The organism is Prochlorococcus marinus CUG1438, assembly GCA_017644325.1.
In the GTDB taxonomy this organism is placed as follows: Bacteria; Cyanobacteriota; Cyanobacteriia; order PCC-6307; family Cyanobiaceae; genus Prochlorococcus_A; species Prochlorococcus_A marinus_AA.
The window spans coordinates 599,946-626,587 of record JAEPLS010000001.1 but is presented as its reverse complement, the minus strand read 5'-3'; the positions used below and the strand labels follow the sequence as shown (position 1 = coordinate 626,587).

The window sequence follows — 26,642 nt, the reverse complement described above, 5'->3', positions numbered from 1 at the left end:
GTTTACAAATTAATCTTTTGGAGCTTTTGCTCCATATTTAGATCTGGATTGACGTCTATCTTTGACTCCAGCCGTATCTAAAGTTCCTCTTATTATATGATATCTGACTCCTGGTAAATCCTTAACTCTTCCACCCCTAAGTAATACTACTGAGTGTTCTTGCAAATTATGTCCAATTCCAGGAATATAAGCCGTGACTTCGAAACCTGAAGTTAATCTTACTCTTGCAACTTTTCTCAAGGCTGAATTAGGTTTTTTTGGTGTAGATGTATAAACCCTTGTACATACTCCTCTTCTCTCAGGACAAGCTTTAAGCGCAGGAGATTTTGTTTTCCTAGTCAGACGTTTTCTTTCTGAACCTATTAATTGTGAAATGGTGGGCATCTATTATTTTTAAATAAAAATAAACATTTAACCATCATAACCTTTTACGAGCACCAACTAAAGTTTTTGATCAAATTTTTTTAAAAATTAGTGAAATTAAAATTGTTTAGTAAATATTAATTATTTTTAGATTTATTTTGATATTTATTTTTATAATAGAAATACACAAATAACAAAATAGAATTAAATAATCTATGGCAGAGAGTATCAAAAGAATCGTTGAGCCATATCAAGATAGTTATTCCCCAAATGGAATAATTGGTGAGAAAGATGCGTGCGGAGTTGGGTTTATAGCAAATGTAAAAGGCATAGAAAGCAACTGGATTCTTAAACAATCCCTAAAAGGCCTTAATTGCATGGAGCATAGAGGAGGTTGTGGAGGAGATAGTGACTCAGGAGATGGAGCAGGAATTTTATGTTCAATTCCATGGGAGTATCTAGCAGAAAAAATGGATCTGAAAAATAATCCAGATATAGATAGAGGTTTAGGCATGGTTTTTATGCCTAACAGAAAAGAGAAAATTGAAGAATGTAAAGCAATTTGTGATCAAGAAGCAGATAAATTAAGAGTAAACAATACATTTTGGAGAACAGTACCAGTTAATAATGAAATTTTAGGCCCTTTAGCCAAGGCAAATGCTCCATTTATATGTCAGTGGATTTTAGATCTTGATAAAAAAGATCATCAGGATATTGAGAGACTTTTATTCCAATTAAGAAAAAGAATTGAAAAAAAAATAAGAGAAACTTTTAAAAACAATGTTGGGGATTGTGAATTTTATTTTGCTTCACTAAGTTCTCAAACAATTGTTTATAAAGGTATGGTACGTTCTGAAGTATTATCTGAATTTTATCAGGATCTAAAAGAAGAGAGTTTTAAGGTCTCATTTTCTGTTTATCATCGTAGGTTTAGTACCAATACTCTTCCAAAATGGCCGCTAGCTCAGCCCATGAGATTTTTAGGTCATAATGGCGAAATTAATACACTCTTAGGCAATATCAATTGGGCTAAAGCTTCAGAAACACATATAGATGATTTTTGGGGAGAGTTATCTAATGACATCAAGCCTATTGTAGATGTAAATAAAAGTGATTCATCAAATCTAGATGCAACCCTAGAAATTAATATTCGCTCAGGCCAACCCATAACTGATTCATTATTAAAACTTGTTCCTGAAGCATTTAGAGATCAACCAGAACTTAAACACAGGGAAGACATTAAAGCATTTTATGAGTATTCAGCGAGCCTACAAGAAGCTTGGGATGGGCCTGCTCTTCTTGTCTTTGCAGATGGAAATTTTGTAGGAGCAACGCTTGATAGAAATGGTTTAAGACCAGCAAGATATTCAATAACAAAAGATGGCTTTGTAATCATGGGTTCTGAAACAGGAGTAGTAGATATTGAAGAGGAAAGAGTAGTAGAAAAAGGTCGCTTAGGACCAGGACAAATGTTGGCAGTTGATTTTCATAAGAATGAAATCCTAAGAAATTGGGAGGTTAAATCTGAAGCAGCTCAAAGGCATGATTATAAAAACCTCCTAAGTAATAGAACTATAAAAATTGAAAATAGTGAATGGTTTAAAGACTGCAAACTAAAAGATCTTGAGTTGTTACAACAACAAACTGCGTACGGTTTTTCAGCAGAAGATAATGATCTTATTTTGGATTCAATGGCTTCATTAGCCAAAGAGCCTACTTATTGTATGGGCGACGATATTCCTTTAGCAGTGCTTTCTTCAAAACCACATATTTTATACGACTATTTCAAGCAAAGATTTGCGCAAGTTACAAATCCTCCCATTGACCCTCTGAGAGAAAAACTGGTAATGAGTTTAGAAATGCATCTTGGAGAAAGATGTACAACATTTGAGATTAAAGACCCTAAACCTTTTGTTCATTTAAAAAGTCCAATTCTCAATGAGGAAGAACTCATTTCTATTAAAAATTCAAAAATTAAATCTCAAACAATTTCAAGTTTGTTTGATATTGAGGAAGGTGTTCAAGGGTTAGAGAACCAATTAAAAGCAATTTGTAAACAGAGTGAGCTCTCTATAAAAGAAGGTTGCTCTTTAATTATTATTTCTGATAAGGGAATTAGTCCTAAAAAGACTTTTATCCCTCCTTTACTTGCTGTTGGGGCAATTCATCATTATCTTCTAAAAAAAGAAATTAGGCTAAAAGCTTCTCTAATTATTGAAACAGGTCAATGTTGGAGCACACATCACCTAGCTTGTTTAATTGGCTATGGTGCAAGCGCGGTTTGCCCTTGGTTAACTTTCGAAGCAGGAAGACACTGGTTAAAACATCCAAAAACACAGAAACTTATTGATAGCAATAAAATTAATTCATTATCAATAATTGATGTTCAAGAAAATATTAAAAAAGCTTTAGAAGACGGTCTAAGAAAAATTCTTTCGAAAATAGGCATCTCACTTTTATCTAGTTACCATGGAGCACAAATTTTTGAAGCTGTAGGCCTTGGATCTGACTTAATAAAAATTGCTTTTGATGGTACAACAAGCCGTATAGCTGGCATAACATTGAAAGAATTGACTAATGAAACACTTTCAATACACACTAAAGCCTATCCAGAGATCGATTTAAAGAAATTAGAATTTTTAGGATTTGTACAATTTAGAAATAATGGAGAATATCATTCCAATAACCCTGAGATGTCCAAAGTATTACATTCAGCTGTCAAACAAGGTCCAGGATATGATCATTTTGAAACTTACAAAAAACTCATTAGTAATAGACCCACAACATCTCTAAGAGATTTACTAACAATTAATTCAAACAGAAAAAGTATTCCATTAGAAGAAGTTGAAAGTGTTGAATCAATTTGCAAAAGGTTCTGCACTGGAGGAATGAGTTTAGGTGCCTTATCAAGAGAAGCGCATGAAGTGTTAGCAGTTGCGATGAATAGAATTGGTGGAAAAAGTAATAGTGGAGAAGGGGGAGAAGATCCAGCTCGTTTTAATGTTTTAAATGATATCGATGAAAACACTCAATCAGCGACGTTGCCATTTATTAGAGGTCTCGAAAATGGAGACACTGCATGCTCAGCTATTAAACAAATAGCATCAGGTAGATTTGGAGTTACGCCTGAATATCTAAGAAGTGGCAAACAACTCGAGATTAAAATGGCTCAAGGTGCAAAACCTGGAGAAGGGGGGCAATTGCCTGGTCCAAAAGTTGATTCTTACATCGCAAAACTAAGAAATAGTAAACCTGGAGTAGCTCTAATATCTCCTCCCCCGCATCATGATATTTATTCAATTGAAGATTTAGCTCAACTTATCCATGACTTACATCAAGTTCATCCAAAAGCGAAGGTGAGCGTTAAACTCGTTTCTGAAATTGGTATAGGTACTATTGCTGCTGGAGTAAGCAAAGCTAATGCAGATGTAATTCAAATTTCAGGCCATGACGGAGGCACAGGTGCTTCACCCCTAAGTTCTATTAAACATGCAGGTTTACCATGGGAACTAGGTGTTGCTGAGGTTCATAAATCGCTCTTAGAGAATAACTTGCGTGAAAGAGTAATTTTGAGAACTGATGGAGGTCTTAAAACAGGCTGGGATGTAGTGATTGCAGCTTTACTTGGTGCTGAAGAATACGGTTTTGGTTCTGTGGCGATGATAGCTGAAGGATGCATAATGGCTCGGGTTTGTCATACAAACAAGTGTCCTGTTGGAGTTGCCACTCAAAAAGAAGAATTAAGAAAAAGATTTAAAGGTATTCCAGAAAATGTTGTCAATTTTTTCTTGTATATTGCTGAAGAAGTTAGACAGATAATGAGTAGTATCGGTGTTTCTAATATGCGAGAACTGATTGGTAATCAGGAATTTCTTTCTGCAAGAAATATCCATCTTCCAAAAACTTCTAATATCGATCTTTCTTCTTTAGTAAATAATGAGCATTCAACCACTGATAGATCATGGTTAGAACATTCAAAAAATGCTCATAGTAATGGTTGTGTATTAGAAGACGAGTTTTTGTCTGATACTGAATTTATAGATTCAATTAAAAACCACAAAAAATTAACCAAAGAAATCGAGATAAAAAATACAGATAGAAGTGTTTGTGCAAAAATATCCGGCGAAATCGCAGAACTTTATGGCAACACTGGCTTCAACGGCGAACTCAACTTAAATTTCAAAGGCTATGCAGGACAAAGCTTTGGTGCCTTTTTATTGAAGGGAATGAATGTTCAATTAATCGGAGAAGCTAATGATTATGTTTGTAAAGGAATGAATGGAGGAATACTTACAATAATTCCACCAAAAATAGATAAAAACTCCTCTGAACAAGTCATACTAGGAAATACGTGCCTTTATGGAGCAACAGGTGGGAAATTATTTGCATTAGGAAAATCGGGAGAAAGATTTGCAGTAAGAAATAGTGGTGCTACAGCAGTAACAGAGGGAGCAGGTGATCATTGCTGTGAATATATGACTGGTGGAAAAGTAGTAATTCTAGGTTCCATAGGAAGGAATATTGGTGCGGGCATGACCGGTGGTATAGCTTTTATAATCGATGAGAATAATGATTTAAGTAATAAAGTTAACAAAGAAATAGTTAGCATTCATCAAATAACTTCATCAAAGCAGGAAGATACTTTATTAGAAATTATTAGAGAATATCGAGCAAAAACAAATAGCTTAAAAGCTGCCAAAATAATTGAAAATTGGTCTCATTTCAAGAGTAAGTTTAAATTAATTGTTCCCCCAAGCGAAGAGGAGATGCTTGGCATAACGAAAATGTAAATGCCTTTCTTTGTTAAAACCGAAATTATAAAAAAAGAATACTTAATCAAGAATGATTTAAAACGAAAAATAATTAGTGAACATATTGATTGGATAAAAAAATTAAAAAAAGAAGGAATTAATATAAAAAGCGGTTTTCTGGTAGATGAGTTAAATACGCCAGGTGCGGGGGGATTACTAATTCTTGAGATGAATAATTATAAAAATGCACTAAAAATCATTAAGAATGATCCAATGATTAAAAATGATCTAGTTGAATGGAAATTAAATGAGTGGGTAGATTCAAATAAATGTAGATGATTATCTTGGATACTTTTTCATAAGTTTTTGAATTTCTTCAGCATGGTAACTGCTACGAGTTAAAGGAGAACTAACTACTTGCATAAAGTCCAAATCTTTTTCCCCAAAAACTTTAAAATAATTAAATTTTGAGGGACTAACAAATCTTTGAACAGGTAAATGATTAGGGCCAGGAGATAAGTATTGGCCAATAGTAACAATATCAACAAAATTACTTTTTAAATCCTTAAGAAGACTTAAGACCTCCTCATCTTCTTCCCCTAAACCAAGCATAAAGCCTGACTTTGTATAAACTTTGGGGGAATATTCTCTAGTCCTTTTAAGCAACTCAAGAGTTCTCTCATATTTACCTTGAGGTCTTACTTTTTTATATAACGAAGACACAGTCTCGATATTATGGTTTAAAACATTTGGATTTGAATCAAGAACTTTTTCAAGCGCTTTCCAGTTACCACAAAGATCAGGGATTAAAAGCTCAATGGTAGTTTCAGGAGATTTTTTTCTTACTTGATAAACACATTCAAAAAATTGAGATGCGCCACCATCCTCAAGATCGTCTCTGTTAACTGATGTAATTACAACATGTCTGAGTTGCATTCTATAAACAGCTTCGGCTAGACGATATGGTTCTGTTGGATCTAATTCTCTTTTAGATCTATCAAAATCAATATCGCAGTATGGACATGCCCTAGTACAGCCAGGACCCATTATGAGGAAAGTTGCAGTTCCACTTGCAAAACATTCACCAATATTTGGACAACTTGCCTCTTGACATACAGTATTGAGATTTAAATCATTTAACAAATTTGCAGTATTTCCAATTCTCTCAACTTGCGGAGCTTTTACTCTTAACCAATCAGGTTTGGAAATTAAACTATTGGAATTATTAGTCAAATTAATTTTTTCTAACCCATAATTCTTATTTTACTAAAAACATTTTGAATTAACTATTAATAATTCGAAAAATGAAGACTACTCAATAGAGATCAAGAAATAAATCATTTCATAAATCCATCGACAAATTGAAAGATCCTAATTCAAATTAATAGTTACACTATATTTATGTTACAACAACTAAAACTAGAACAGTATATAGAATGTAATTTTTAATACAGTAATTAGTACGCTTAAATTACACACTAGCTTATAATTATCTAGTTTAATAATTTTAATATTATGTACTAAAAAGTGTTTTTTATTCTATTTATTGATACAGTAAAAAATATATGTAATAAAACATTGACTTTTAAATTTAAAAGAAAGCGTATTTTACTATCTGAAAAAAATAAAAGCTCTAAATCAATAGGTTATGCTAGAGCTACTCATAATGAATTTGAAAATTTAGGAGAGCAAATAAAAAATTTAAAGGAAAAAGGTTGCAGTATAGTTTTCTCTGAATTTATTAGTTTAGATGCTGAGGTCAAACCCCAACTCAATAAAGCTATAAATTACTTAACTAAGGGTGATCAATTAATAATAACTCAGCTTGATCGAGCATTTAAAAATAAAAAAGAATGTTTGATGACAATAAATAAACTTATTAATAAGGATATTAAATTGCGAACTTTGACTGGTTTTTTTGTGGCTAATGAATCTATCAAAGATAATTCCTCAATTTTTAGGATTTTATATGAATTAGAAAATCTAGAAGACAAAAGTTTATGTGAAAGAAAAAGAGAACAACTTTTACGCAGAAAATTATCTGGAAATAATCTGGGAGGAAGGCCCAAAATCAGTCCTTTAAAAGAATCTTTAGTAATCAGATTGCGTAATGAGGGATATTCATATAGATCAATCAGATCACAAACAGGCATTGCATTATCAACAATAAGAAGGGTTATTTTGGAAGGAGAATTAACATAAAATGAGGAAGACAGAAATTGAAAATTTAATTAAAGAAAATATAAAAGACACTGCATTGCGTATTTATGAATTAGATGATGAAGATAGAAAAAGTTTGTTAGCAGAATATAGAGAATGGATTATGAATGATTTAGATTGTGTAGAGGTAATGATGTTACCTTATGAAGCCTATACCAACAAATTAGACTCTAATTTCATAGACGATACACTTTAGTCGTTAATAATAAGTGTCTTATTAAATTCATACACTTCTTTTGCTATTGATGGTAAAAAGGAAGTATCTTTGGAATATTTTTCTCCGTCACAAAAAACAACTAATAAAGTATGTAGAGATTGACTATTAGTCCACCAAGCAGAATCATGTCTAACTTCAGACATTAAGCCTGCTTTACTCCAAAGATTCATGCTTTCTGGTAATCCTGCTCCCAAAAAACCATCTATTTGATTAAGGGAATCGTTTTTAAGAACAAGTTTATTCAAATTTCTTTTCAAAAAACTTCGTAAATTTAAATCATTTTTTTGATAATCAATATGTATCATAATTTCCTCCAAAACCCTTGCAGCCGAATCAGAATTCATAGCGTTTCTATTTTTATTATCATGTCCATAAAATTCTTTCTCACGACCAAATGGTCCATCATCCCAGGTCTTCTGACAGCAATTTATACCAACCAATTCTTCCCAATTTAAATCATGTATCCAATCATTTATTATACTTCTTTGGTATTTCCAATTTTCCCATAGTTCGCCTTCTATACAAGGTCCACTTGTTGTTCCACTAAGTAAATCAATTAAAAAGCTTGTTGCATTATTACTGGATAAAGACAACATTTTCTTCACAGCATCAATAATTTCATCTGATAATAATAAACTTCCTTTTTTAATCCAATAAAATGCAGCAAGGGCATACACCAACTTGACTATGCTGGCAGGATAAACCATTTTTTTATTATTAATACCAGTTCCAAAACCTTTTAATACACTTTGATTTTTGCTTTTATAATTAATCCAAGTTATCGAAATATCTTCTCTTGAAAAATCTTTATTATAAGAGCATGCTCTGCTTAAAATATCATTTAAGGCTAGATCCATCTCTTCGCTTAAGTAGTAAAAGGACATTGTATGGAAAGTTATAGAAATCCTATCTCACTATTTAAACAAACTAATTTTTCAAAAACTATTTGGTGGAAATTAAAAGTTAATATTTCTGGATATCAAAATGAAACAGAAGATAAATTAGTTACAGAAATTTTTAAAAATAGAATTTTTAGGCTTATTTATCCCAATATTTATCTAAAAAACCACAAATTTTCAAGAATACTAGTTCAACTATATGAAGATGGTTACGTCTGTTGGATAAACTTAGATGGATTAATTATTGAAAAATACGAATTAGGAAAAACTGAGAATTCAAAAAAAGAATACTTCTTTATAAAAGATAAAGTTAACTCAATTTTAAAATGGATCAAGGATCAATCTGAGTTAAATAATGAATACCTTTGGGGAGGTACATTAGGACCCAATTTTGATTGTTCTGGATTAATTCAGACTGCTTTTTTAAAGCATAAAATTCATATACCTCGAGACTCTTTTCAAATAAAAAGTTTTTGTAAACACCTTTTTTATTACAAAAAATCCTATGCAGCTCTACAACCTGGCGATCTTTTATTTTTTGGAAATGAAAAAAAATGTGATCATATTGGAATCTACAATGGAGACGGATTGTATTACCATAGCTCTGGAAAGGATTTTGGCAGAAATGGAATAGGATTAGATACCCTAAAAAAGTCAAATGACAAAATCTCACTTCATTATAAATCTAAACTAATTTCGGCAGGAAGAGTAGTTAGAAATTATAGATGGGACAGAACCATACGTTAATTAATAATGCGCACCTTTTAATTTTAAATTAAATTTAAATATTACTTATTCTTTTATTTAGGAATTAACCAGCAGTCCAAATATTTTTAATGATTGGCATTATGGTATCTAAGTGTAATGTCCCAACAAGTAACCAAGCAAAAACAGCTCCTCCACAGCCCCCTAACCAAAATCCACTTGTAAAATCAGCCCAACCAGCTCTTGTAAATAAGTCCTTTGGCGGATTATTAACAGTCGCATCTGGAGGTTGAACATTAGGTGCTTTACCAGGTGCATTGTATAGAACAAAAAGAGCTGTCAAGATATGAACAGCTCCAATAGTAGCTAGAAGTCCAGCAGTTAAAGCAAATTCAGAATTTCTTAATGGGCCAGTCATAGTGAAAGGTCCGTATAGAAGATATCCAAAAGCTGCTCCAGTTTCTAAACCTCTAAAATTAGGGGAAATACCTTCTCTATAAAAAGGTAAATTATTTATAAAGGCTTTTGTAAAATAACCACTATTAACTGGAGTAGCTAAATTACCAACACAGGGATCAGCAACTGTTTTTACTGCCCATTGTTCTGCTACGCCAATATCATTTGGTTGTACAGAAGTATCTATATATTTCTCATCAAACTTAATGGAACTTGTTGATTCTGAGAATGATTTTTGAAAGTCGCTCATTTTTTTAATAATTTAGTAGTTGATAATTTATTCAGTTGCTGTAATTAATCTTCCAATCAATACGATAAAAACAGCAGGCATTGCTATACCAATTAATGGAACAAAAATGGAAGGTAAAAGACTTGGTAAATCAGATGGCATAGTTCTTTAAACATCTTTAAACACTTTAGTATTTAACTGCGAAATAGTGTTAATTTTATTACTGGATGATATAAAAATTATTAACTTTTTACATGATAAATTTTTTCGCAATTGTACTTATTATTTTAATAGGAATATTACTTATAGTTTTTAAAAAAAGAAGCTTTAAAAAATTAATAAATAAAAGAAATTTTTATTCTGTTAAATCAAACAAAAATAATGAATTTTCATCTAATAAAAATAGTTTTTTATATTATCACGAAGAAAAAAAGTACTCAGTATTTTATAAAAATTCTAAAAGAAATAAAATGTTTAGTCTTTTTAATGGTAATACAGAAAATAAATTAAAGGCACTAAAAATTGCGGAAGAATTGGCTGATAAATCAACATTACCAATTTTACGAAAAGGGCTAAGAGATATTTCTCCTGAAGTCGTTGAAATTTCGGCTCTATTAATAAGAAAGTTCAAGTAAACAATCAATTTTGATTAGTACTACTTATTGATCTAATTCTATAAATTGGACGACCTTGACTTTCATGATATGTCCTAATTAAAAGTTCGCTCAATAATCCAAAGCTAAATAATTGAACACCAGCAACACCTAATATTAATGCAAAAATTAGCAAAGGACGATTTCCAATATCCTCACCCATTATTTTTAAGACCATCAAATAAGAACTCATCGCAAGGCTAATGAAAATACTTATAATTCCAACAAAACCAAATCCATACATAGGTCTTGTTAAAAATTTAGTCATAAACCAAACAGTTAGTAAATCCATTAAAACTCTAAAAGTTCTATCAATTCCATATTTACTAGATCCATATTGCCTGCTTCTATGATTTACTTTAATTTCTTTGATTCTTGCACCTTCAATATTTGCTAAAACGGGCAAAAACCTGTGAAGTTCACCATACAACTTAATATCATCTATTATTTCTTTCTTAAAAGCTTTTAATGAGCATCCATAGTCATGCAACTTTAAACCTGTAACATGAGCTATTAATTTGTTTGCTATTTTTGATGGAATCTTTCTATTAATTAGTTTATCTTTTCTATCAAACCTCCACCCACAAATTAAATCATACCCATCATTAATTTCAGAAATTAATGTAGGAATATCATTTGGATCATTCTGTAAATCACCGTCCAAAGTAATGATAATATCACCTTTAGAATTATCAAAGCCAGCTGACATGGCTGCAGTTTGCCCGTAATTTTTGCGAAGGGAAATTACTGACAATTCTTTAATTTTGGGAGTTAGTTCTTTCAATACTTGATAAGTTTTATCCTTAGAACCATCATTGACAACAATCAATTCAAAATTAAATTCATGAAATGACATTACATTTATAACTTCATCTAATAAAAAACCAATACTCTCACTTTCATTGAAAACAGGGATAATAATAGAAACTAATTGTTTTATATCTGACATTTATATTTGATAATATTTATATAATTTTAACTTAATTTAGAACATTAAAATTAAACAAAAAAAAATCACCACAAATGTGGTGATTAAAGTTATTTAAGAAAAAATTTAACCAAACTTACCTGAAGTTGATGCAATAACAAATGCACCGAATGTAAGAATGTTTCCAATCGTGAAATGTGCGAGTCCAACTAATCTAGCCTGAACAATTGAAAGTGCAACTGGCTTATCTCTCCAACCAACAAGATTAGCTATTGGAGTACGCTGATGTGCCCAAACTAATGTTTCAATTAATTCTTGCCAGTAACCTCTCCATGATATTAGGAACATGAAACCAGTAGCCCAAACTAAATGACCGAATAGGAACATCCAAGCCCAAGGAGATAAAGAATTTACTCCGAATGGATTATATCCGTTAATAAGTTGAGCAGAGTTCAACCAGAGATAATCTCTGAACCAACCCATTAGATAAGTTCCTGATTCATTAAATTGTGCTACATTACCCTGCCATATTGCCAGGTGCTTCCAATGCCAGTAGAAAGTTACCCATGCTAGTAAATTTAATGCCCAGAACATAGCTAAATACATAGCATCCCAAGATGAACTATCACACGTACCTCCACGTCCAGGTCCATCGCAAGGGAATGCATAACCTAAATCTTTCTTATCAGGAATTAATTTTGTTCCTCTAGCATCAAGTGCACCTTTAATAAGAATTAAAGCTGTTGTATGAAGACCTAAAGCGATAGCATGGTGAACTAAGAAATCTGCAGGACCGATAGGTAAGAAAGCACTTAATGCATCTTGTCTATTGATCAGATCCATCCAGTAATGATTACCTGGTAATGAATTAGCAGCGAGGCTTGCTGAACTTGTAGGATCAGATAATAAAGCATTAAAGCCGTACATCATCTTACCTTGAGCAGCCTGTACAAATTGAGCAAATACTGGCTCAATTAGAATTTGCTTTTCAGGATTACCAAAAGCTACAACAACATCGTTATGAACATAAATTCCCAAGGTGTGGAATCCTAGCAACATTGTTACCCAACTTAGGTGACTGATCAAAGCTTCCTTTGTCCCAAGAACTCTTGCCAATACATTATCTTTATTTAATTCTGGATCATAATCTCTTACAAAGAAAATGGCTCCGTGTGCAAAGGCACCAACCATCAAGAACATTGCTATGTACTGATGATGACTATATAAAGCAGATTGTGTAGTGTAATCCCTGGCAATAAAAGCGTACGAGGGAAGTGCACCCATATGTTGCGCTACAAGAGAAGTTGCTACACCAAGTGATGCTAATGCTAGTCCAAGTTGGAAATGTAATGAATTATTTACAGTTTCATATATTCCGTCATGGTTAATTCCAAAACTACCTTTATGAGGATCATTAGGATGTCTTGTATTATGAGCTTCTGTAATTTCTTTGAGGCTATGACCAATACCAAAAGTATTTCTATACATATGACCAGCAATTACAAAAACTGTTCCAATCGCAATATGATGGTGTGCAATATCGGTAAGCCATAATGCTTCACTTTGAGGATGAAGACCACCCAAGAAAGTAAATATCGCTGTTCCAGCTCCCTCAGCTGTTCCGAATACTTGATCTAAAGAATCAGGATTTTGGGCATAAGCTCCCCAGTTTAAAGTAAAGAAAGGAGCTAATCCTGCAGGGTGTGGAAGAACAGTTAACCAGTTATCCCAACCTACATGTTGTCCTCTTGATTCAGGTATAGCAACATGAACCAAATGACCTGTCCAAGCGATACTACTAAAACCAAATAAAACAGCTAAATGATGATTCAATCTTGACTCTGCATTTTTGAACCAAGCTAGAGAAGGTCTGAATTTTGGCTGTAAGTGTAACCAACCAGCAAATAGAGTCCAACAAGCCAAAATACTCATGAATATTGAAGCTTGGAAGAGTTGCTCATTAGTTCTCATTCCAATTGTGTACCACCAATGGTAGAGACCTGAGTAAGCTATGTTTACTGGTCCATTTGCTCCAGCTTGTGTCATTGCTTCTGTGATACCAGATCCAAAATGAGGATCCCAAATAGCATGAGCAATAGGACGAACGTGAGTTGGATCAAGTACAAATTGCTCGAAGTTACCTTGCCAAGCAATATGAAATAGGTTACCGGCTACCCAAAGGGCGATTATTGCTAGATGACCAAAATGTGTGGAGAAAAGCTTCTGATAAAGCTTTTCTTCGGTCATACCATCATGACTTTCAAAGTCGTGAGCGGTAGCTATTCCGTACCATATTCGTCGAGTTGTAGGGTCCTGAGCTAGACCCTGGTTAAATGATGGAAATTTTGTTGCCATTGAATTAAAAAGGTGAAGTTCAGGTAATTAGCCCAAGCCGAAAAGGCGAGCATGGAAGAAAGCCCATGTGGTAGCAATACCACCGACAAGGAAGTGTGTTACACCTACTGCTCTACCCTGAGTAATAGATAAAGCTCTTGGTTGAATGGTTGGAGCAACTTTAAGTTTGTTATGTGCCCAAACAATTGATTCGAACAATTCTTGCCAATACCCGCGTCCACTAAAGAGGAACATTAAGCTAAATGCCCATATGAAGTGAGCTCCTAAGAACATCAAACCGTACATGCTTATAGATTGGCCATAACTTGTTAATACTTGAGAAGCTTGCGCCCAAAGAAAATCTCTTAACCAACCATTAATAGTAATGGAGCTTTGTGCGAAATTACCACCAGTAAGTCCCCAAACATCACTCTGCATTTTCCAAGAGAAGTGGAAAATAACTATTGATAAACAGTTATACATCCAGAAAAGAGCCAAGAACACGTGATCCCATGATGAAACTTGACATGTACCACCTCTTCCTGGACCATCACAAGGGAATCTAAATCCTAAAGAAGCTTTATCAGGAATCAACCTTGAACTTCTTGCGTAAAGTACTCCTTTTAGAAGTATCAAAACAGTTACGTGAATTTGGAAAGCATGAATATGATGAATCATTAAATCAGCTGTACCTAATTGAATTGGAGCTATAGCAACCTTTCCACCAACCTCTACTAGACTTCCATTAAAAACTTCACTTAAAGCTTTGTGAGGTAAAGCTTCAGCAGTACCTGCTAATAGAGAAGTTCCAACAGCAGATGCTTGAATACTCTGTACCCATTGAGCAAAAATTGGCTGAAGTTGGATTGCAGAATCACTAAACATGTCTTGAGGTCTACCCAAAGCCCTCATAGTATCGTTGTGAATATAGAGTCCAAAACTATGGAATCCTAACCACATACATACCCAGTTCAAGTGACTGATTAAGGCATCTCTTGCTTTAAGAATTCTGTCTAATACGTTATCGATATGCTTTGCTGGATCGTAATCTCTAACCATTGCAATACCTGCATGAGCACCTGCACCTACTATGAATAATCCACCTATCCACATGTGATGTGTAAATAATCCAAGTACTGTCATATAGTCCGTAGCTATATATGGGTATGGAGGCATTGCATACATGTGATGAGATACAAGTATGCTTATTGATCCAAGCATTGCTAGGTTTACAGCAAGCTGGGCATGTCTACTTTCTGCCATGAACTCAAAAAGACCTTGATGACCTTTTGGAGCAGGGAATAATATTGGGTCTCCTTGTTGTGAATCTAATATTTCTTTCATACTATGACCAATACCATAATTGGTTCTATACATATGACCACCAATAATTGCAATTACACCAAAAGCTAAATGATGATGTGATACATCAGTCATCCATAAGCTTCCTGTCACAGGGTTAAGTCCACCTTTAAAAGTAAGGAAGTCTGAGAAAGCTAACCAGTTTAAACTAAAGAAGTTACCTGTACCACTTGCTAATCCTGGAAAAATTTGTCCGATAATTTGTGGATCACATAATTGATGCGGCATAGGCATATCCGCAATAGTTGCTATTTCTTTACCATTAATTACTAACGGAGTCCCTGCATCGATTGCATCTAAGAGTGCCGCTGTAGGAGCTCCGATATGAATACAATGGCCAGCCCATGCTAATGATCCTAGTCCAACTAAACCTGCTATGTGGTGGTTAAGCATTGACTCAATATCTTGGAACCATTCCATTTTTGGAGCTGCTTTGTGATAATGAAAAATTCCAGCATGAAGCATCAGTGCAGCCATTACTACAGCACCTATTGCCAAAGCCATAAGTTCACTTTCATTAGTTATTCCCCATGCTCGCCACATGTGGAATATTCCTGAACTGATTTGTATGCCGTTATAGTTAGCACCTAGATCAGCATTGAGCATTTCTTGGCCTACGATTGCCCAAACTTGCTGAGCTCCGGGTTTAACATGGGTTGGATCAGCTAACCAACCTGAGTAATTAGAAAATCTAGCTCCATGGAAAAATGCAGCACTCATCCATATGAAAATGACTGCCAGATGTCCAAAGTGAGCTGAAAAGATTTTTCTTGTTGCTTCTTCGGCATCGCCAGTATGCACATCAAAATCGTGTGCATCGGCATGCAAATTCCAGATCCAAGTTGTAGTTTTTGGACCCTTAGATAATTTACTTGACCAGAAACCTGGTTTATCTAATTTGGCAAAATCAATAGGTCTTGGATCTGCCTTGACAGGATCTTCCAAAACTTTCTTGTTTTTTTCTCCACTTTCTGGTGGGCTGATGGTCATCTAGCACCTCGAAAATAATTGACATTAAAGCCGATTGATCGAATCTTGGACTTATCTTTGATAATAATGTTCAAGAAAACGAATCTACCGTAACTTTAGATATTCGTTTCAAAAATAATAAGGCAAAGATTCTTTCGTTATGCATTAACGTAACAAATGTTCTAATGATTGTTACTATATGAATATTTTGTTAAATTCTTGCCCATAACTAAGTTATGAGTATTTTTGCTTAAATTTTAAACAAATATCTTAAATTTTTTTTTATATTTCACAGAAAATTTTTAAATGCTATGACGGTATATAATTTCATCATAAAGAATAGTATTATCTGATTTGAAAGGAATCGCAATAGGTCTATCTAGTAATTCAAGTGAACTTTTAAAAAGGCTTAAAAAAGCCGAATTTGTTAAAGAGATTTATATTTCAAGTTCCTCAAAAAATGACGTAAGAGAAAATCAGATGGTGGAAATAAGAAAGCCTAGAGAAATTTTACTTCAAAAATGGGCCGAACTGGATTTAATAATTTTTATCGGATCAATTGGTGCGTCAGTAAGACTAATTAGTCCTTTTTTAACGCATAAAGATCAAGATCCAGGGGTTATTGTAATAGATAAAAAGTGTTCCAAAATAGTGCCTTTAATTGGCCTACATCAGTCAGAAACTCATAATATCGCAATTCAAATTTCTAATTTATTTGGAGGTCAAATAATAGAAACTAATAATTCAAATGATCAAAGCTACCTAAATCTAGATTCATTCGGTAATCAATGGGGGTGGAAAAGATCTGGTGCAATAAAAAACTGGTCAAAACTGGTGATAAAACAATCGAAGAACGAAAAGATATTTTGCAAACAACTATCTGGTAGTAATTTATGGAAAACATCAGAATCAGCTGAGAATATTATTGAAATTAATGAAAAGGAATCTGAAACAACAGGATCAACATTTCATGTGAGTATATTCGCGAATCACAAAACAACTTGGCATCCTCCAGTATTATGGATTGGCATTGGTTGTGAAAGAAATACAAGCAAAGAATTGATAGCCAATTCTTTAAATAATTTTTTGGAGTCGGGAAATCTATCACATCATTCAATTGCAGGATTTGCAACTATTGATATAAAAAAAAATGAGAAAGGAATTTTAAAACTTGCTGAAGAAAAAAACTTGCCTATCAAGTTTTTTACTAAAGATGATCTTTCAAAAATAATTGTTCCTAATCCATCAAATATAGTGCAAGAAGAAATTGGTACACCTTCTGTAGCAGAAGCTTCATGCTTACTCGCAGCAGGTAAAGAATCAAAATTATTAAAAGAAAAAATAATTTTTAAAAATAGAGATTTTCCAACAAATAAATCTGGCGCAGTAACTTTTGCCATAGCCGAATCAAAAAATCAATATTACCCAACCAATGGCGAAATTCACATTATCGGAAGTGGTCCTGGCGATACCTCTTTTATAACCAATGATTCAAGAAAGGCACTTGCAAGATCTACTGTTTGGATTGGATACAAAATGTATTTAGATTTAATTAAACCTTTACAAAGAAGTGACCAGGTTTTAATTGAAAGTAAACTTACTGAAGAAAAAAAAAGATGCAGTCAAGCAATCAAGCTAGCCGAGGAAGGAATAAAGGTGGCCTTAATTTCTTCAGGTGAATCTGGATTTTATGGCATGGCTGGTTTACTTTTAGAATTGGTCCAAAAAATCAAAAAAGAATTTAGACCTTACTTTGAAGTTCATCCTGGTATAAGTAGTATTCAATTAGCGGCGGCGTTAAGTGGAGCCCCACTAATGAATGACTTTTGTTCAATAAGTTTAAGTGATAAATTAACGCCTTGGTCTCTCATAGAAAAAAGAATTGAAGGAGCTCTAATAGGTGACTTTGTAATAGCTTTTTTTAATCCTCAATCAGTTGAAAGAAATTGGCAGCTAAAATGTGCAATTGATCTGTGTTTAAAATCTAGGCAAGGGGATACTCCCGTTCTAATAGCTAGGCAAGTAGGAAGAGAAAATCAATCCAAAAGATTTTGCACTTTAAATACCATTCCTTTTAAAGAAATAGATATGTTATCAATAATAATAATCGGGAATTCTCAAACCACGTTAATAGATGAGATATTTCTTACACCTAGAGGATATTTACAAAATTAAGTTTAATTAATAAATCATGGGATGTTTTTCTTTGCTTTTTTTTAATAAGAATACTAATCTTTTATAGGCAAGAATTAGGAAAACTCATTGAAAAATACTGGTCTAGTTTTATTTGACATCGATGGTGTAATACGTAGCGTAGAAAATAGTTATAGGCTTGCATTAAAAAAAACAGTTTACAAATTTTCAGGATGGGAGCCTAGTTTTATAGATATTGATAATGCAAAAAATGAAGGGATATGGAATAATGACTGGGATTTAAGTCTAGAGCTTATTAAAAGATATATAAAAAAGGAAAATTTGTCTCTTGAAATACCTTCAAGAGAGTTAATAGTTAAGTGTTTTAAAGAATTTTACTTTGGAGGCGATCCAAATAAAGATAGTAAAAATTGGTCTGGATTCATAACCTATGAGGATTTATTAGTTGATAAAGAGTTTTTTGATTTATTAAGAAGCAATGGAATAATTTGGGGTTTTGTGAGTGGTGCAGAGCCTGCCTCTGCTAGATTTGTTTTAGAAAAAAGACTTGGACTCAAATCACCTCCATTAATAGCTATGGGGGATGCTCCTGACAAGCCTGATCCAAATGGATTTATAAAGTTATCAAGAAAACTTGTTGGAGATAAACTTGGCCCATCTAATATTCCTATTGCATATGTAGGTGATACTATTGCAGATATAAATACAGTTATCAACGCTAGAAAAGAAATACCGTCTCAGAAATTCATAAGTATCGGAATAGCCCCTCCTCATTTACATTTAAAGTCTAGATTAAAAGAACGTAATTTATACGAAACAAATTTAAAAAATGCAGGCGCTGAAGTAATTCTAAATTCTATTTATGACCTAATTTCCATTAATCTTGCCAAATTTTAAGATTCAAAAATAAAAAATCTCTAAATTAATTACGGAGAGGGAGGGATTCGAACCCTCGACAAAAGTTACCTCCTGTAACTCCTTAGCAGGGAGCCGCTTTCAACCACTCAGCCACCTCTCCAATTCTTATACATTATCAATTTTCTTGCAAACATTCAAAATTTTTTATTTAATCGAAACGTCTAATCAACTTGAACTCTTGGTAACCTATTTTTAAAAGAACAAATAATTTCCCAAGGTATAGTATTAGATTCTTTGGCCCATTCACATGGAGAAATTGTTTTATCTCCATCAGATCCAAGTAATAACATAGTACTTCCAATTTTAATGTCATTAGAACCTGTTATGTCAACCATCATCTGATCCATAGTTATAGCTCCAACTTGGTTAAAAAGTTTATTATTATGGATAACTTTTATTTTGCCTGAAAGATTCCTCGATACTCCATCTGCGTAACCAATACTTAATATTGCCAATTTAGTTTTTCTTCTACTTACAAATTTTCCTCCATAACTTACACTTACACCTTTATCAATACTTCTTATAAAAGCAACTTTGACCTTCAAAAATAATGCTGGTTTAAGCGATATATTTTTATCTATTTTTGCAAAAGGGCTACACCCATACATAGCAAGTCCAACACGTACCATATGAAAATGAAAATCCTTATTAATGAGCATTCCCGCAGAATTAGCTAAATGAACCTTGATATCTTGATTTCTATCAATATTAATTTGGTTTAATAATTCCTCAAACTTGAGTCTTTGCAATTGTGTAATACTTTTTGAATCTAATGAGTTGTCTTCATCAGCAGATGATAAATGACTATATATTCCCTCAATAGTAATATTTTCAAAAGATTTTATTTTTTCAAATTGCTGCAAAAATTTATTACATTCAAATCCTAATCTTGACATTCCAGTATCAACTTTGATGTGTAAGGAAAATTTCAACCCATAATGCTTTCCAATATTATTGCAAATTAAACATTCTCTTATACTACTAATAGTTGGCATAAGATCATTTTTAAAAGCGATGATTAAATCCTTTTTTGTATAAAGATTTCCAAGTATGAGAATTGGTTTTTTTACTCCAGAAGAACGAAGCTTAATACCCTCTTTTAAGGTGGCAACTCCAAATTGAGAAGCTCCACCTTTGATAGCATATTCGGATACTAATTTTGCATCATGTCCATATCCATCGGCTTTAACAACTGCCATAAATTGACAACTCTTACTTAATTTTGATCTTAACTGCCTTACATTTTTCTCAATTGCTTTACCACTCACTTCAATCCATGCTCTTTGTTTTGGATCTATATCTTTCTCTAAAGCTGGATGCTTATCAAAATTAAATCCTTGATTAGTTCGTCTAATTTGCATTAACCTTGCACAATTTTTATGCGCTTATTGAAATATACAGTTAGCATGACATGTAAATTGTATTTTGGCATGAGCCAGACTCTAGTTTTAAATGCATCATATGAACCTTTAAACATCACTTCTTGGAGAAGAGCTGTTATCTTAATGATTAAAGGTAAAGCAGAAAGCTTAGAGGAGGATAAATCTCTCTCAATTCATTGCGGTAAAAAATTGCCCACTGTTATCAGACTGCGTTACTATGTCAAGGTTCCTTTTAGAGAAGTTTCTTTAACGAGAAAAAATATTCTGCTCAGAGATAATAATGCGTGTCAATACTGCAACTACAGGGGAAGTAACTTATCAATCGATCATGTTTTACCAAGAAGCAGAGGTGGAACTGATAACTGGGAGAATGTTACAACAGCGTGTCTTAGATGTAATGTACAAAAAGGTAATCGCACGCCAGAAGAGGCAAATATGCCTTTAAAACGTAAACCTTACCGACCACTAAGTAATCTTAATTTTGAAGCCACAAGACAAATTGATTCTGGCAAACATAAAGAATGGAGTAAATATGTAATAGGAGTTGCAATCTAATAAAAAAATTTTAATTCACTTCGTTATTAAAATCTTCCATCATTCTCTTTTGTTCTTGAGCTATGCATGCATCAATCACTTCGTCTAATTGTCCCGCAAGAATTGGTTCGAGTGAGAAATTAGAACCTAATCTATGATCAGTTGTTCTATTATCTTTAAAATTATAAGTTCTAATTTTTTCACTGCGATCCCCTGTTCCAACCTGTAAAAGCCTTTGAGATCTCTCTTTAGCATTAGCTTCTTTTAATTGAATCTCATATAATTTAGCCCTTAAAATTTCCATTGCTCGTTCACGGTTTTGCAATTGTGATCTCTCTTGAGTACAAAAAACTCTTATTCCTGTGGGTTTGTGGAGAAGATCAATAGCAGTTTCAACCTTATTTACATTTTGTCCTCCTGCACCTCCTGATCTTGCTGTACCGACCTCTAAATCGGTGGGATCAATCTTAACCTCAACTGGATCAGCCTCAGGCATTACAGCTACTGTAGCAGTAGAAGTATGAACTCTACCTTGAGATTCAGTAGCTGGAACTCTTTGAACTCTATGGACACCGGCCTCGAATTTAAGTTGACTATATACAGAATCTCCCTTAACAGAGATAACTAACTCCTTGAAACCGCCCATATCTGACTCAGATGAACTCACAGGTTTTACAGACCATCCAATTTTTTGTCCATATCTTTCATACATTCGTGCTAGATCCCCTGCCCATATACAAGCCTCATTGCCTCCAGCACCGGCTCTGATTTCTAACATTACACTTCTTTCATCTCTTGGATCTTTAGGTAATAAAGCAAAAGTAGTTTTTTGAATAAGTTTATTTTTACATTCCTCCAAGTTGGTTAACTCTTCATGAATTAATGATTCCATCTCTTTATCATTTCTATTTTCTTTTAGTAAATTTTTCGATTCTTCAATTTCCCTAACAGTATCAAGCAATTTATTAAAATCAATCACCAAAGGTTCCAATTTTGACCTTTCTTTTGCAATTGATTCTAATTTTTTAGGATCATTAGCTATGTCGGGATCTGCAAGCTGCACTTCCAAATTTTCAAAACTATCTGAAGCAGTTTTCAACCTTGCAATTAGTGTTGAGTATTCCAATTGAAATTGTGCTTAATTTTTGAAAATTCTATTTTTTAGAGACTTTTTCTTCTTTTTGCTCTTTTGATGAAGCTGGATTGGTTGAACCCATGCCATACTTTTTCATAAATCTATCAACTCTACCCTCCGTATCAAGAATTTTTTGCGTTCCAGTGAAGAAAGGATGATTACCGCTCCATACATCAACGTGTAGCTCGGGCTGAGTTGAACCTGTTGTCATTACAACTTCTCCATTACAAATAACTTTTGCATCTGGATACCATTTTGGGTGAATTTCTGATTTTGGCATGATAATAATTTCTTTAACGTTTAGAGAATTGTGGAGCTTTTCTGGCTTTTTTAAGACCATATTTTCTTCTTTCCTTAGCTCTAGGGTCTCTACTTAGATGACCTTCTGTTTTAAGCGGTTTCCTGTTATCAGGAGATAATTCGCATAGTGCCCTTGCTGCCCCTTGCTTAATAGCATCAGCCTGCCCCGTCAAACCACCTCCATGAACATTTACTAAAACGTCATAAGAATTTTCTAAGCCTAGTGTTTGCAAAGGAGCTTTTATTGAATTTAAGTGGAGAGGATTGAAGTTTAAGTAATTATCTCCTGATCGACCATTAATTGTAATTTGCCCATTTCCAGGAATTAAGCGAACTCTTGCTACTGAAGTTTTTCTCCTTCCAGTTCCCCAATAGACAGCTTTGTTTTTTATTTGACTATTCATTTTAATAAATTAACAATTTAATAATACAGGATTTTGAGCAGCATGAGGATGATCAGCACCCTTATAAACTTTTAGCTTTTTAAATTGCTGTCTTCCTAGAGAGTTATGTGGCAACATCCCCTTAACAGCTTGCTCAATGATTCTTTCAGGAATTCTCTCTTTGAGAGATTCAAATTTTTCAACTTTCATACCTCCTGGTCTTCCAGAATGTCTCCTATATAACTTTTGTGAAGCTTTTTTACCCGTTACCTCAACTTTTTCAGCATTCACAACAATTACAAAATCGCCTGTATCTAAATGAGGTGTAAATGTTGGCTTATTTTTTCCTCTTAAAACAGTTGCAATTTCTGTAGCAAGTCTCCCAAGTGTCTTATCTTTTGCGTCAACTAAAAACCAATTTCTTACAATAGTTTCTTCTGACGGAGTGATAGTTCTATTCATTTACCAAATTTATCTAAAATAAATTTAAATTTAGTATTAAATTCTACCTTATTGGAGGAGTATTAAACAATAATTTTGATAAATTTCACAAATAACTCAATGCAATTATGTCTAGTTAAGAAAAACCCTTAATTAGAAATAATGGGAAAAAATCGTTTTTATTAATCTTGTTAAATACATTTTCTTCATAAATAGCATTTACAAAACATAAACCCTTTGCTGGAGCTGATTCTTTAACATCATTTTTCTTTTTCTTTACCCATCTATCTTTAAAAATTTCAGGCGATATTTTTTTTTCTCCAACTAACACTAGTTGACCAACAATTAAACGAACCATTCCATAGAGAAAACCAGTGGCTTTGATATCAATAAAGATCAAGTCCTCTAATCTTTTAATATCTATTTTTTTTATTTTTGTGATGGAAGTTGCTCTATTGCTTCCACTTTTCTGAAAAGCAAAAAAATCATGTTCTCCTTCCATACTCTTTGATGCATTTGACATTAGAGTCACATCTAGTACTTTTTGGTACCTATGCCATGACCAATTATTTATAAAAACATTCGTAAATTTACTGTTATTAATAACATATCGATAATGTCTATATTTTGCTGAATAGCACGCATGCCAACAATCTTTCACTTCGACAGACTCCAAGATTCTAATTGTTGATGGTAAAAGACTATTTAGTAAAACTGAAAAACGACTACCTGGAATGACACAATCAATATCAAAATGTACTACTTGTCCTGATGCATGAACACCAGCATCAGTTCTACCTGCGGCAAAAGTCTTTACAAGATGATTTGTAATCTTAAATAGAGCTTTTTCTATGATTTCTTGAACTGTAATTGCATTTTTTTGTCTTTGCCAACCAGAATAATTAGACCCAATATATTGGACAAGTAAAGCTACTCTTTTCAAAAGTTATTTATAATGAAGGCTAATCTTATAATTAACTTAAACAAGTTCAATAATAGCCATCTGGGCGTTATCACCTTTTCTTGAGACTGTTCTGACTATGCGTGTATAACCTCCTTTTCTATCTCCGTATCTTTCTTTTGCTTTTTCAAATAATGAATGAACTAGTTTCTTATCATAAATATAACCGATAGCCCTTCTTCTAGAGGCCAAACTACCATCTTTTGCAAGAGAAATCATCCTTTCGGCTTCGTTTCTTAAGGCTTTTGCTCTAGCTTTTGTTGTTGTTACTCGACCTTCCCGAATTAGTTGTGTAGTTAAACCTCTTAAAAGTGCTTTCCTCTGGTCAGCAGGTTTACTTAATAATGGAATTCTTAGTTGGTGTCTCATAATCTTAAAAAATGTTAAACAGAAGTTCGGCTTTGTGGAATAGAAATTCCTATCCGCTCAAGGGCTTCAATAACCTCATCTGCAGATTTAGAGCCAAAGTTCTTAATCTCAAGCAGATCTTCATAGCTAAAACCCATTAAATCTGAGACTGAGTTAACTTGTGCTCTTTTTAGACAATTATATGCTCTAACGGACAAGTTTAGTTCCTCAAGAGGAATTTGAGCTTCAGGAGATGGTTCAGGTTCTTCAGGGATTTCCTCGACCATTGTTACAGTAGCAAGTGGTTGAAAGAGTTCTATTAACTGGTTTGCTGCTTCAGCGATAGCATCATCAGGACTTGTTGAACCATCTGTTACAACTTCCATTTTTAATCTTTCTCTTCCAGTTCCACCCTCAGCTACAGCAGTTTCATCAATCGTAAAATTAACCCTCTTTACTGGCATGAATACAGCATCTATTTGAAGTAAATCAATAGCAGTTGTCTCTTCATTTTTACGGTCGACAGGTCTATATCCCACACCTCTTTCAACATGAATTTCTAACTCTAAGTTATGACCCTCCTGAATAGTTGCAATCGGTTTTTCACCATCAACAATTTCAACTTGAGATGAGAATTGAATATCATTAGCCTTCACCTCCATTGGACCACTTGCAACTAGCCTTCCAATTTCGAGCTCTGGATTAGAACTATTAATTGATAGTTGCTTACAATTGAGAAGAATATCTAAAACGTCCTCTCTAACACCAGGAATAGTTGCATATTCATGGTTAATTCCTGCTATTCTAACTGCAGTCACTGCACTTCCTTCAAGTCCTCCCATTAGGACTCTTCGAAGCGAATTACCCAAAGTTGTAGCTTGTCCCCTTTCTAAAGGGCCAATTAAAAAAGTTCCTGTTTGGGAGCGATCATCTGCTATTTGATGGTCGATTCTGTCAATCTGGTATTGCAACACGGAAAAAAATAAGGTTAAAAGTTTTTTTTGGGGGGGGGGTTTTTTGATGGAGAAGTTTAAAACCTAAACGCGTCTCCGTTTAGGTCTTCTACATCCATTATGAGGTAATGGAGTTACATCTCTTATTAGAGTTATTTCCAAACCGGCCACTTGTAAAGCCCTTATGGCCGTTTCCCTACCTGAACCTGGTCCTCTAACCAAGACTTCTATTTGTCTCATGCCTTGATCAAGCGCTCTCCTAGCCGCCGCTTCAGCAGCCGTTTGAGCAGCAAATGGTGTACCTTTACGAGCACCTTTAAATCCACTGGCTCCTGCAGAAGACCAAGAAATTACATGACCAGAAGTATCAGTAATTGAGACAATAGTGTTATTAAATGTGCTTTGAATATGTACCACACCATTAGGCACATTTCGTTTAGATTTCTTTGAACCTGTTTTTTTTACTGTAGCTGCCATTTTGTTTTGATTAAATACTAGAATTTGTGAATAGATTTAGTTAATTATTTTTTTCTACCAGCAACTGTTTTTCTAGAACCTCTTCTTGTTCTTGCATTTGTTCTAGTTCTTTGGCCCCTTACAGGAAGACTCATTCTATGTCTTCTTCCTCTCACACAACCTATATCTTGTAGACGTTTTAATGCCATTCCCTCTTTTCTTCTAAGATCTCCTTCTAATGTAAATTCCTCTGAAGCACCTCTAAGTTTTTGTACATCAGAATCTGAAAGATCTTTGACACGAATATCTGGGTTTACACCTGTATTAGCAAGAATTTGCTTTGATCTTGTCAAACCAATTCCATAGACGTATGTAAGTGCAATTTCAACTCGCTTTTCGCGAGGTATGTCAATTCCTGCAATCCTGGCCACGTGTTTTGAGTAAGTAAAAGTTTGAATTAAAGGGTAGAAATTTAACCCTGACGCTGTTTATTTCGAGGTCTTTTCTTGTTTATAACATAGATTTTACCTCTTCTCCTCACGATCTGATCGTCAGGGCTAATTTTTTTAACTGAAGATCTGACCTTCATAA

At 33.6% G+C, this 26,642-nt stretch carries 28 protein-coding genes and 1 tRNA gene; 9 read left to right on the top strand and 20 right to left on the bottom strand.

Going from position 1 to position 26,642, the window contains the following annotated elements:
• Window positions 1–9 precede the first annotated feature (9 nt).
• Complete coding sequence (locus tag JJ847_03475; protein ID MBO6959943.1) at window positions 10–384, bottom strand: 30S ribosomal protein S12; 375 nt, start codon at window positions 382–384, stop codon at window positions 10–12.
• A gap of 194 nt (window positions 385–578) precedes the next feature.
• Here JJ847_03475 and gltB point away from each other — a divergent pair, with 194 nt between their 5' ends.
• Entirely contained in the window at window positions 579–5,153 is a 4,575-nt protein-coding gene (gene gltB / locus JJ847_03470; GenBank protein ID MBO6959942.1) for a glutamate synthase large subunit, read from the top strand.
• Window positions 5,154–5,453: a hypothetical protein gene (locus JJ847_03465; GenBank protein MBO6959941.1), complete on the top strand. Its 300-nt coding sequence runs from the start codon at window positions 5,154–5,156 to the stop codon at window positions 5,451–5,453. It abuts the gene before it with no gap.
• Here the strand turns inward: JJ847_03465 and lipA are convergent, their stop codons facing one another.
• A complete protein-coding gene (lipA, locus tag JJ847_03460) occupies window positions 5,454–6,347 on the bottom strand; it encodes a lipoyl synthase (GenBank protein ID MBO6959940.1) in 894 nt (297 codons plus the stop codon).
• A 294-nt stretch (window positions 6,348–6,641) separates the two neighbouring features.
• Between lipA and JJ847_03455 the strand changes: the two genes are divergently transcribed.
• Together JJ847_03455 and JJ847_03450 are read left to right on the top strand one after the other, a co-directional pair.
• Window positions 6,642–7,316 (top strand): recombinase family protein, encoded by a 675-nt coding sequence (locus JJ847_03455; protein MBO6959939.1) that lies wholly within the window; start codon window positions 6,642–6,644, stop codon window positions 7,314–7,316.
• A gap of 1 nt (window position 7,317) precedes the next feature.
• Entirely contained in the window at window positions 7,318–7,530 is a 213-nt protein-coding gene (locus tag JJ847_03450; GenBank protein ID MBO6959938.1) for a hypothetical protein, read from the top strand.
• Here JJ847_03450 and JJ847_03445 read toward each other — a convergent pair.
• Window positions 7,527–8,435, bottom strand: coding sequence for a serine hydrolase (locus JJ847_03445; GenBank protein ID MBO6959937.1), 909 nt, complete (start codon window positions 8,433–8,435; stop codon window positions 7,527–7,529). The two genes, JJ847_03450 and JJ847_03445, sit on opposite strands and share 4 nt — an antisense overlap.
• A gap of 3 nt (window positions 8,436–8,438) precedes the next feature.
• Between JJ847_03445 and JJ847_03440 the strand changes: the two genes are divergently transcribed.
• Complete coding sequence (locus JJ847_03440) at window positions 8,439–9,197, top strand: C40 family peptidase (GenBank protein ID MBO6959936.1); 759 nt, start codon at window positions 8,439–8,441, stop codon at window positions 9,195–9,197.
• Between the two features lie 64 nt (window positions 9,198–9,261).
• Here the strand turns inward: JJ847_03440 and JJ847_03435 are convergent, their stop codons facing one another.
• Window positions 9,262–9,861, bottom strand: a complete 600-nt coding sequence (locus JJ847_03435) for a photosystem I reaction center protein subunit XI (GenBank protein ID MBO6959935.1) — start codon at window positions 9,859–9,861, stop codon at window positions 9,262–9,264.
• A 27-nt stretch (window positions 9,862–9,888) separates the two neighbouring features.
• Window positions 9,889–10,002: a photosystem I reaction center subunit VIII gene (locus tag JJ847_03430; protein MBO6959934.1), complete on the bottom strand. Its 114-nt coding sequence runs from the start codon at window positions 10,000–10,002 to the stop codon at window positions 9,889–9,891.
• Between the two features lie 92 nt (window positions 10,003–10,094).
• Between JJ847_03430 and JJ847_03425 the strand changes: the two genes are divergently transcribed.
• The gene (locus JJ847_03425) at window positions 10,095–10,475 is read left to right on the top strand and encodes an annexin (GenBank protein ID MBO6959933.1); all 381 of its coding nucleotides are present in this window, start codon (window positions 10,095–10,097) and stop codon (window positions 10,473–10,475) included.
• Window positions 10,476–10,479: 4 nt separating this feature from the next.
• Here the strand turns inward: JJ847_03425 and JJ847_03420 are convergent, their stop codons facing one another.
• The 3 genes from JJ847_03420 to psaA all read right to left on the bottom strand — a co-directional run bounded on the left by JJ847_03420 (window position 10,480) and on the right by psaA (window position 16,107).
• Window positions 10,480–11,442 carry a glycosyltransferase family 2 protein gene (locus JJ847_03420; protein MBO6959932.1) on the bottom strand — a complete coding sequence of 321 codons (963 nt, stop codon included), beginning with the start codon at window positions 11,440–11,442 and terminating at the stop codon, window positions 10,480–10,482.
• 105 nt (window positions 11,443–11,547) lie between these two features.
• A complete protein-coding gene (gene psaB, locus JJ847_03415) occupies window positions 11,548–13,776 on the bottom strand; it encodes a photosystem I core protein PsaB (GenBank protein MBO6959931.1) in 2,229 nt (742 codons plus the stop codon).
• 27 nt (window positions 13,777–13,803) lie between these two features.
• Entirely contained in the window at window positions 13,804–16,107 is a 2,304-nt protein-coding gene (psaA, locus tag JJ847_03410) for a photosystem I core protein PsaA (GenBank protein MBO6959930.1), read from the bottom strand.
• Between the two features lie 333 nt (window positions 16,108–16,440).
• Between psaA and cobJ the strand changes: the two genes are divergently transcribed.
• Both cobJ and JJ847_03400 read left to right on the top strand, forming a co-directional pair.
• Window positions 16,441–18,261 (top strand): precorrin-3B C(17)-methyltransferase, encoded by a 1,821-nt coding sequence (gene cobJ, locus JJ847_03405; GenBank protein ID MBO6959929.1) that lies wholly within the window; start codon window positions 16,441–16,443, stop codon window positions 18,259–18,261.
• An 87-nt stretch (window positions 18,262–18,348) separates the two neighbouring features.
• Window positions 18,349–19,137, top strand: a complete 789-nt coding sequence (locus tag JJ847_03400) for a TIGR01548 family HAD-type hydrolase (GenBank protein ID MBO6959928.1) — start codon at window positions 18,349–18,351, stop codon at window positions 19,135–19,137.
• Window positions 19,138–19,169: 32 nt separating this feature from the next.
• Here JJ847_03400 and JJ847_03395 read toward each other — a convergent pair.
• Window positions 19,170–19,258: transfer RNA gene (locus JJ847_03395), tRNA-Ser, on the bottom strand.
• A 61-nt stretch (window positions 19,259–19,319) separates the two neighbouring features.
• Window positions 19,320–20,519, bottom strand: a complete 1,200-nt coding sequence (locus tag JJ847_03390; GenBank protein ID MBO6959927.1) for an alanine racemase — start codon at window positions 20,517–20,519, stop codon at window positions 19,320–19,322.
• Between the two features lie 18 nt (window positions 20,520–20,537).
• On the opposite strand from JJ847_03390, the gene JJ847_03385 reads away from it, so the two are divergent.
• A complete protein-coding gene (locus JJ847_03385; protein MBO6959926.1) occupies window positions 20,538–21,095 on the top strand; it encodes an HNH endonuclease in 558 nt (185 codons plus the stop codon).
• Between the two features lie 10 nt (window positions 21,096–21,105).
• On the opposite strand, the gene prfA is transcribed toward JJ847_03385, so the two are convergent.
• From prfA to rpmJ, 10 genes are all read right to left on the bottom strand, one after another.
• On the bottom strand, window positions 21,106–22,200 hold the full coding sequence (gene prfA, locus JJ847_03380; GenBank protein MBO6959925.1) for a peptide chain release factor 1: 1,095 nt from the start codon (window positions 22,198–22,200) through the stop codon (window positions 21,106–21,108).
• Between the two features lie 28 nt (window positions 22,201–22,228).
• Window positions 22,229–22,489: a 50S ribosomal protein L31 gene (gene rpmE, locus JJ847_03375; GenBank protein ID MBO6959924.1), complete on the bottom strand. Its 261-nt coding sequence runs from the start codon at window positions 22,487–22,489 to the stop codon at window positions 22,229–22,231.
• Between the two features lie 13 nt (window positions 22,490–22,502).
• Window positions 22,503–22,913, bottom strand: coding sequence for a 30S ribosomal protein S9 (gene rpsI / locus JJ847_03370; GenBank protein ID MBO6959923.1), 411 nt, complete (start codon window positions 22,911–22,913; stop codon window positions 22,503–22,505).
• 9 nt (window positions 22,914–22,922) lie between these two features.
• Window positions 22,923–23,354, bottom strand: a complete 432-nt coding sequence (gene rplM / locus JJ847_03365; protein MBO6959922.1) for a 50S ribosomal protein L13 — start codon at window positions 23,352–23,354, stop codon at window positions 22,923–22,925.
• A gap of 115 nt (window positions 23,355–23,469) precedes the next feature.
• Window positions 23,470–24,276, bottom strand: coding sequence for a tRNA pseudouridine(38-40) synthase TruA (gene truA / locus JJ847_03360; GenBank protein ID MBO6959921.1), 807 nt, complete (start codon window positions 24,274–24,276; stop codon window positions 23,470–23,472).
• Between the two features lie 36 nt (window positions 24,277–24,312).
• A complete protein-coding gene (rplQ, locus tag JJ847_03355; protein ID MBO6959920.1) occupies window positions 24,313–24,663 on the bottom strand; it encodes a 50S ribosomal protein L17 in 351 nt (116 codons plus the stop codon).
• 14 nt (window positions 24,664–24,677) lie between these two features.
• Window positions 24,678–25,616, bottom strand: a complete 939-nt coding sequence (locus JJ847_03350) for a DNA-directed RNA polymerase subunit alpha (protein ID MBO6959919.1) — start codon at window positions 25,614–25,616, stop codon at window positions 24,678–24,680.
• A gap of 63 nt (window positions 25,617–25,679) precedes the next feature.
• Entirely contained in the window at window positions 25,680–26,072 is a 393-nt protein-coding gene (gene rpsK / locus JJ847_03345; protein MBO6959918.1) for a 30S ribosomal protein S11, read from the bottom strand.
• A 44-nt stretch (window positions 26,073–26,116) separates the two neighbouring features.
• A complete protein-coding gene (rpsM, locus tag JJ847_03340; protein MBO6959917.1) occupies window positions 26,117–26,482 on the bottom strand; it encodes a 30S ribosomal protein S13 in 366 nt (121 codons plus the stop codon).
• Between the two features lie 41 nt (window positions 26,483–26,523).
• Window positions 26,524–26,640: a 50S ribosomal protein L36 gene (gene rpmJ / locus JJ847_03335; protein MBO6959916.1), complete on the bottom strand. Its 117-nt coding sequence runs from the start codon at window positions 26,638–26,640 to the stop codon at window positions 26,524–26,526.
• Window positions 26,641–26,642 lie beyond the last annotated feature (2 nt).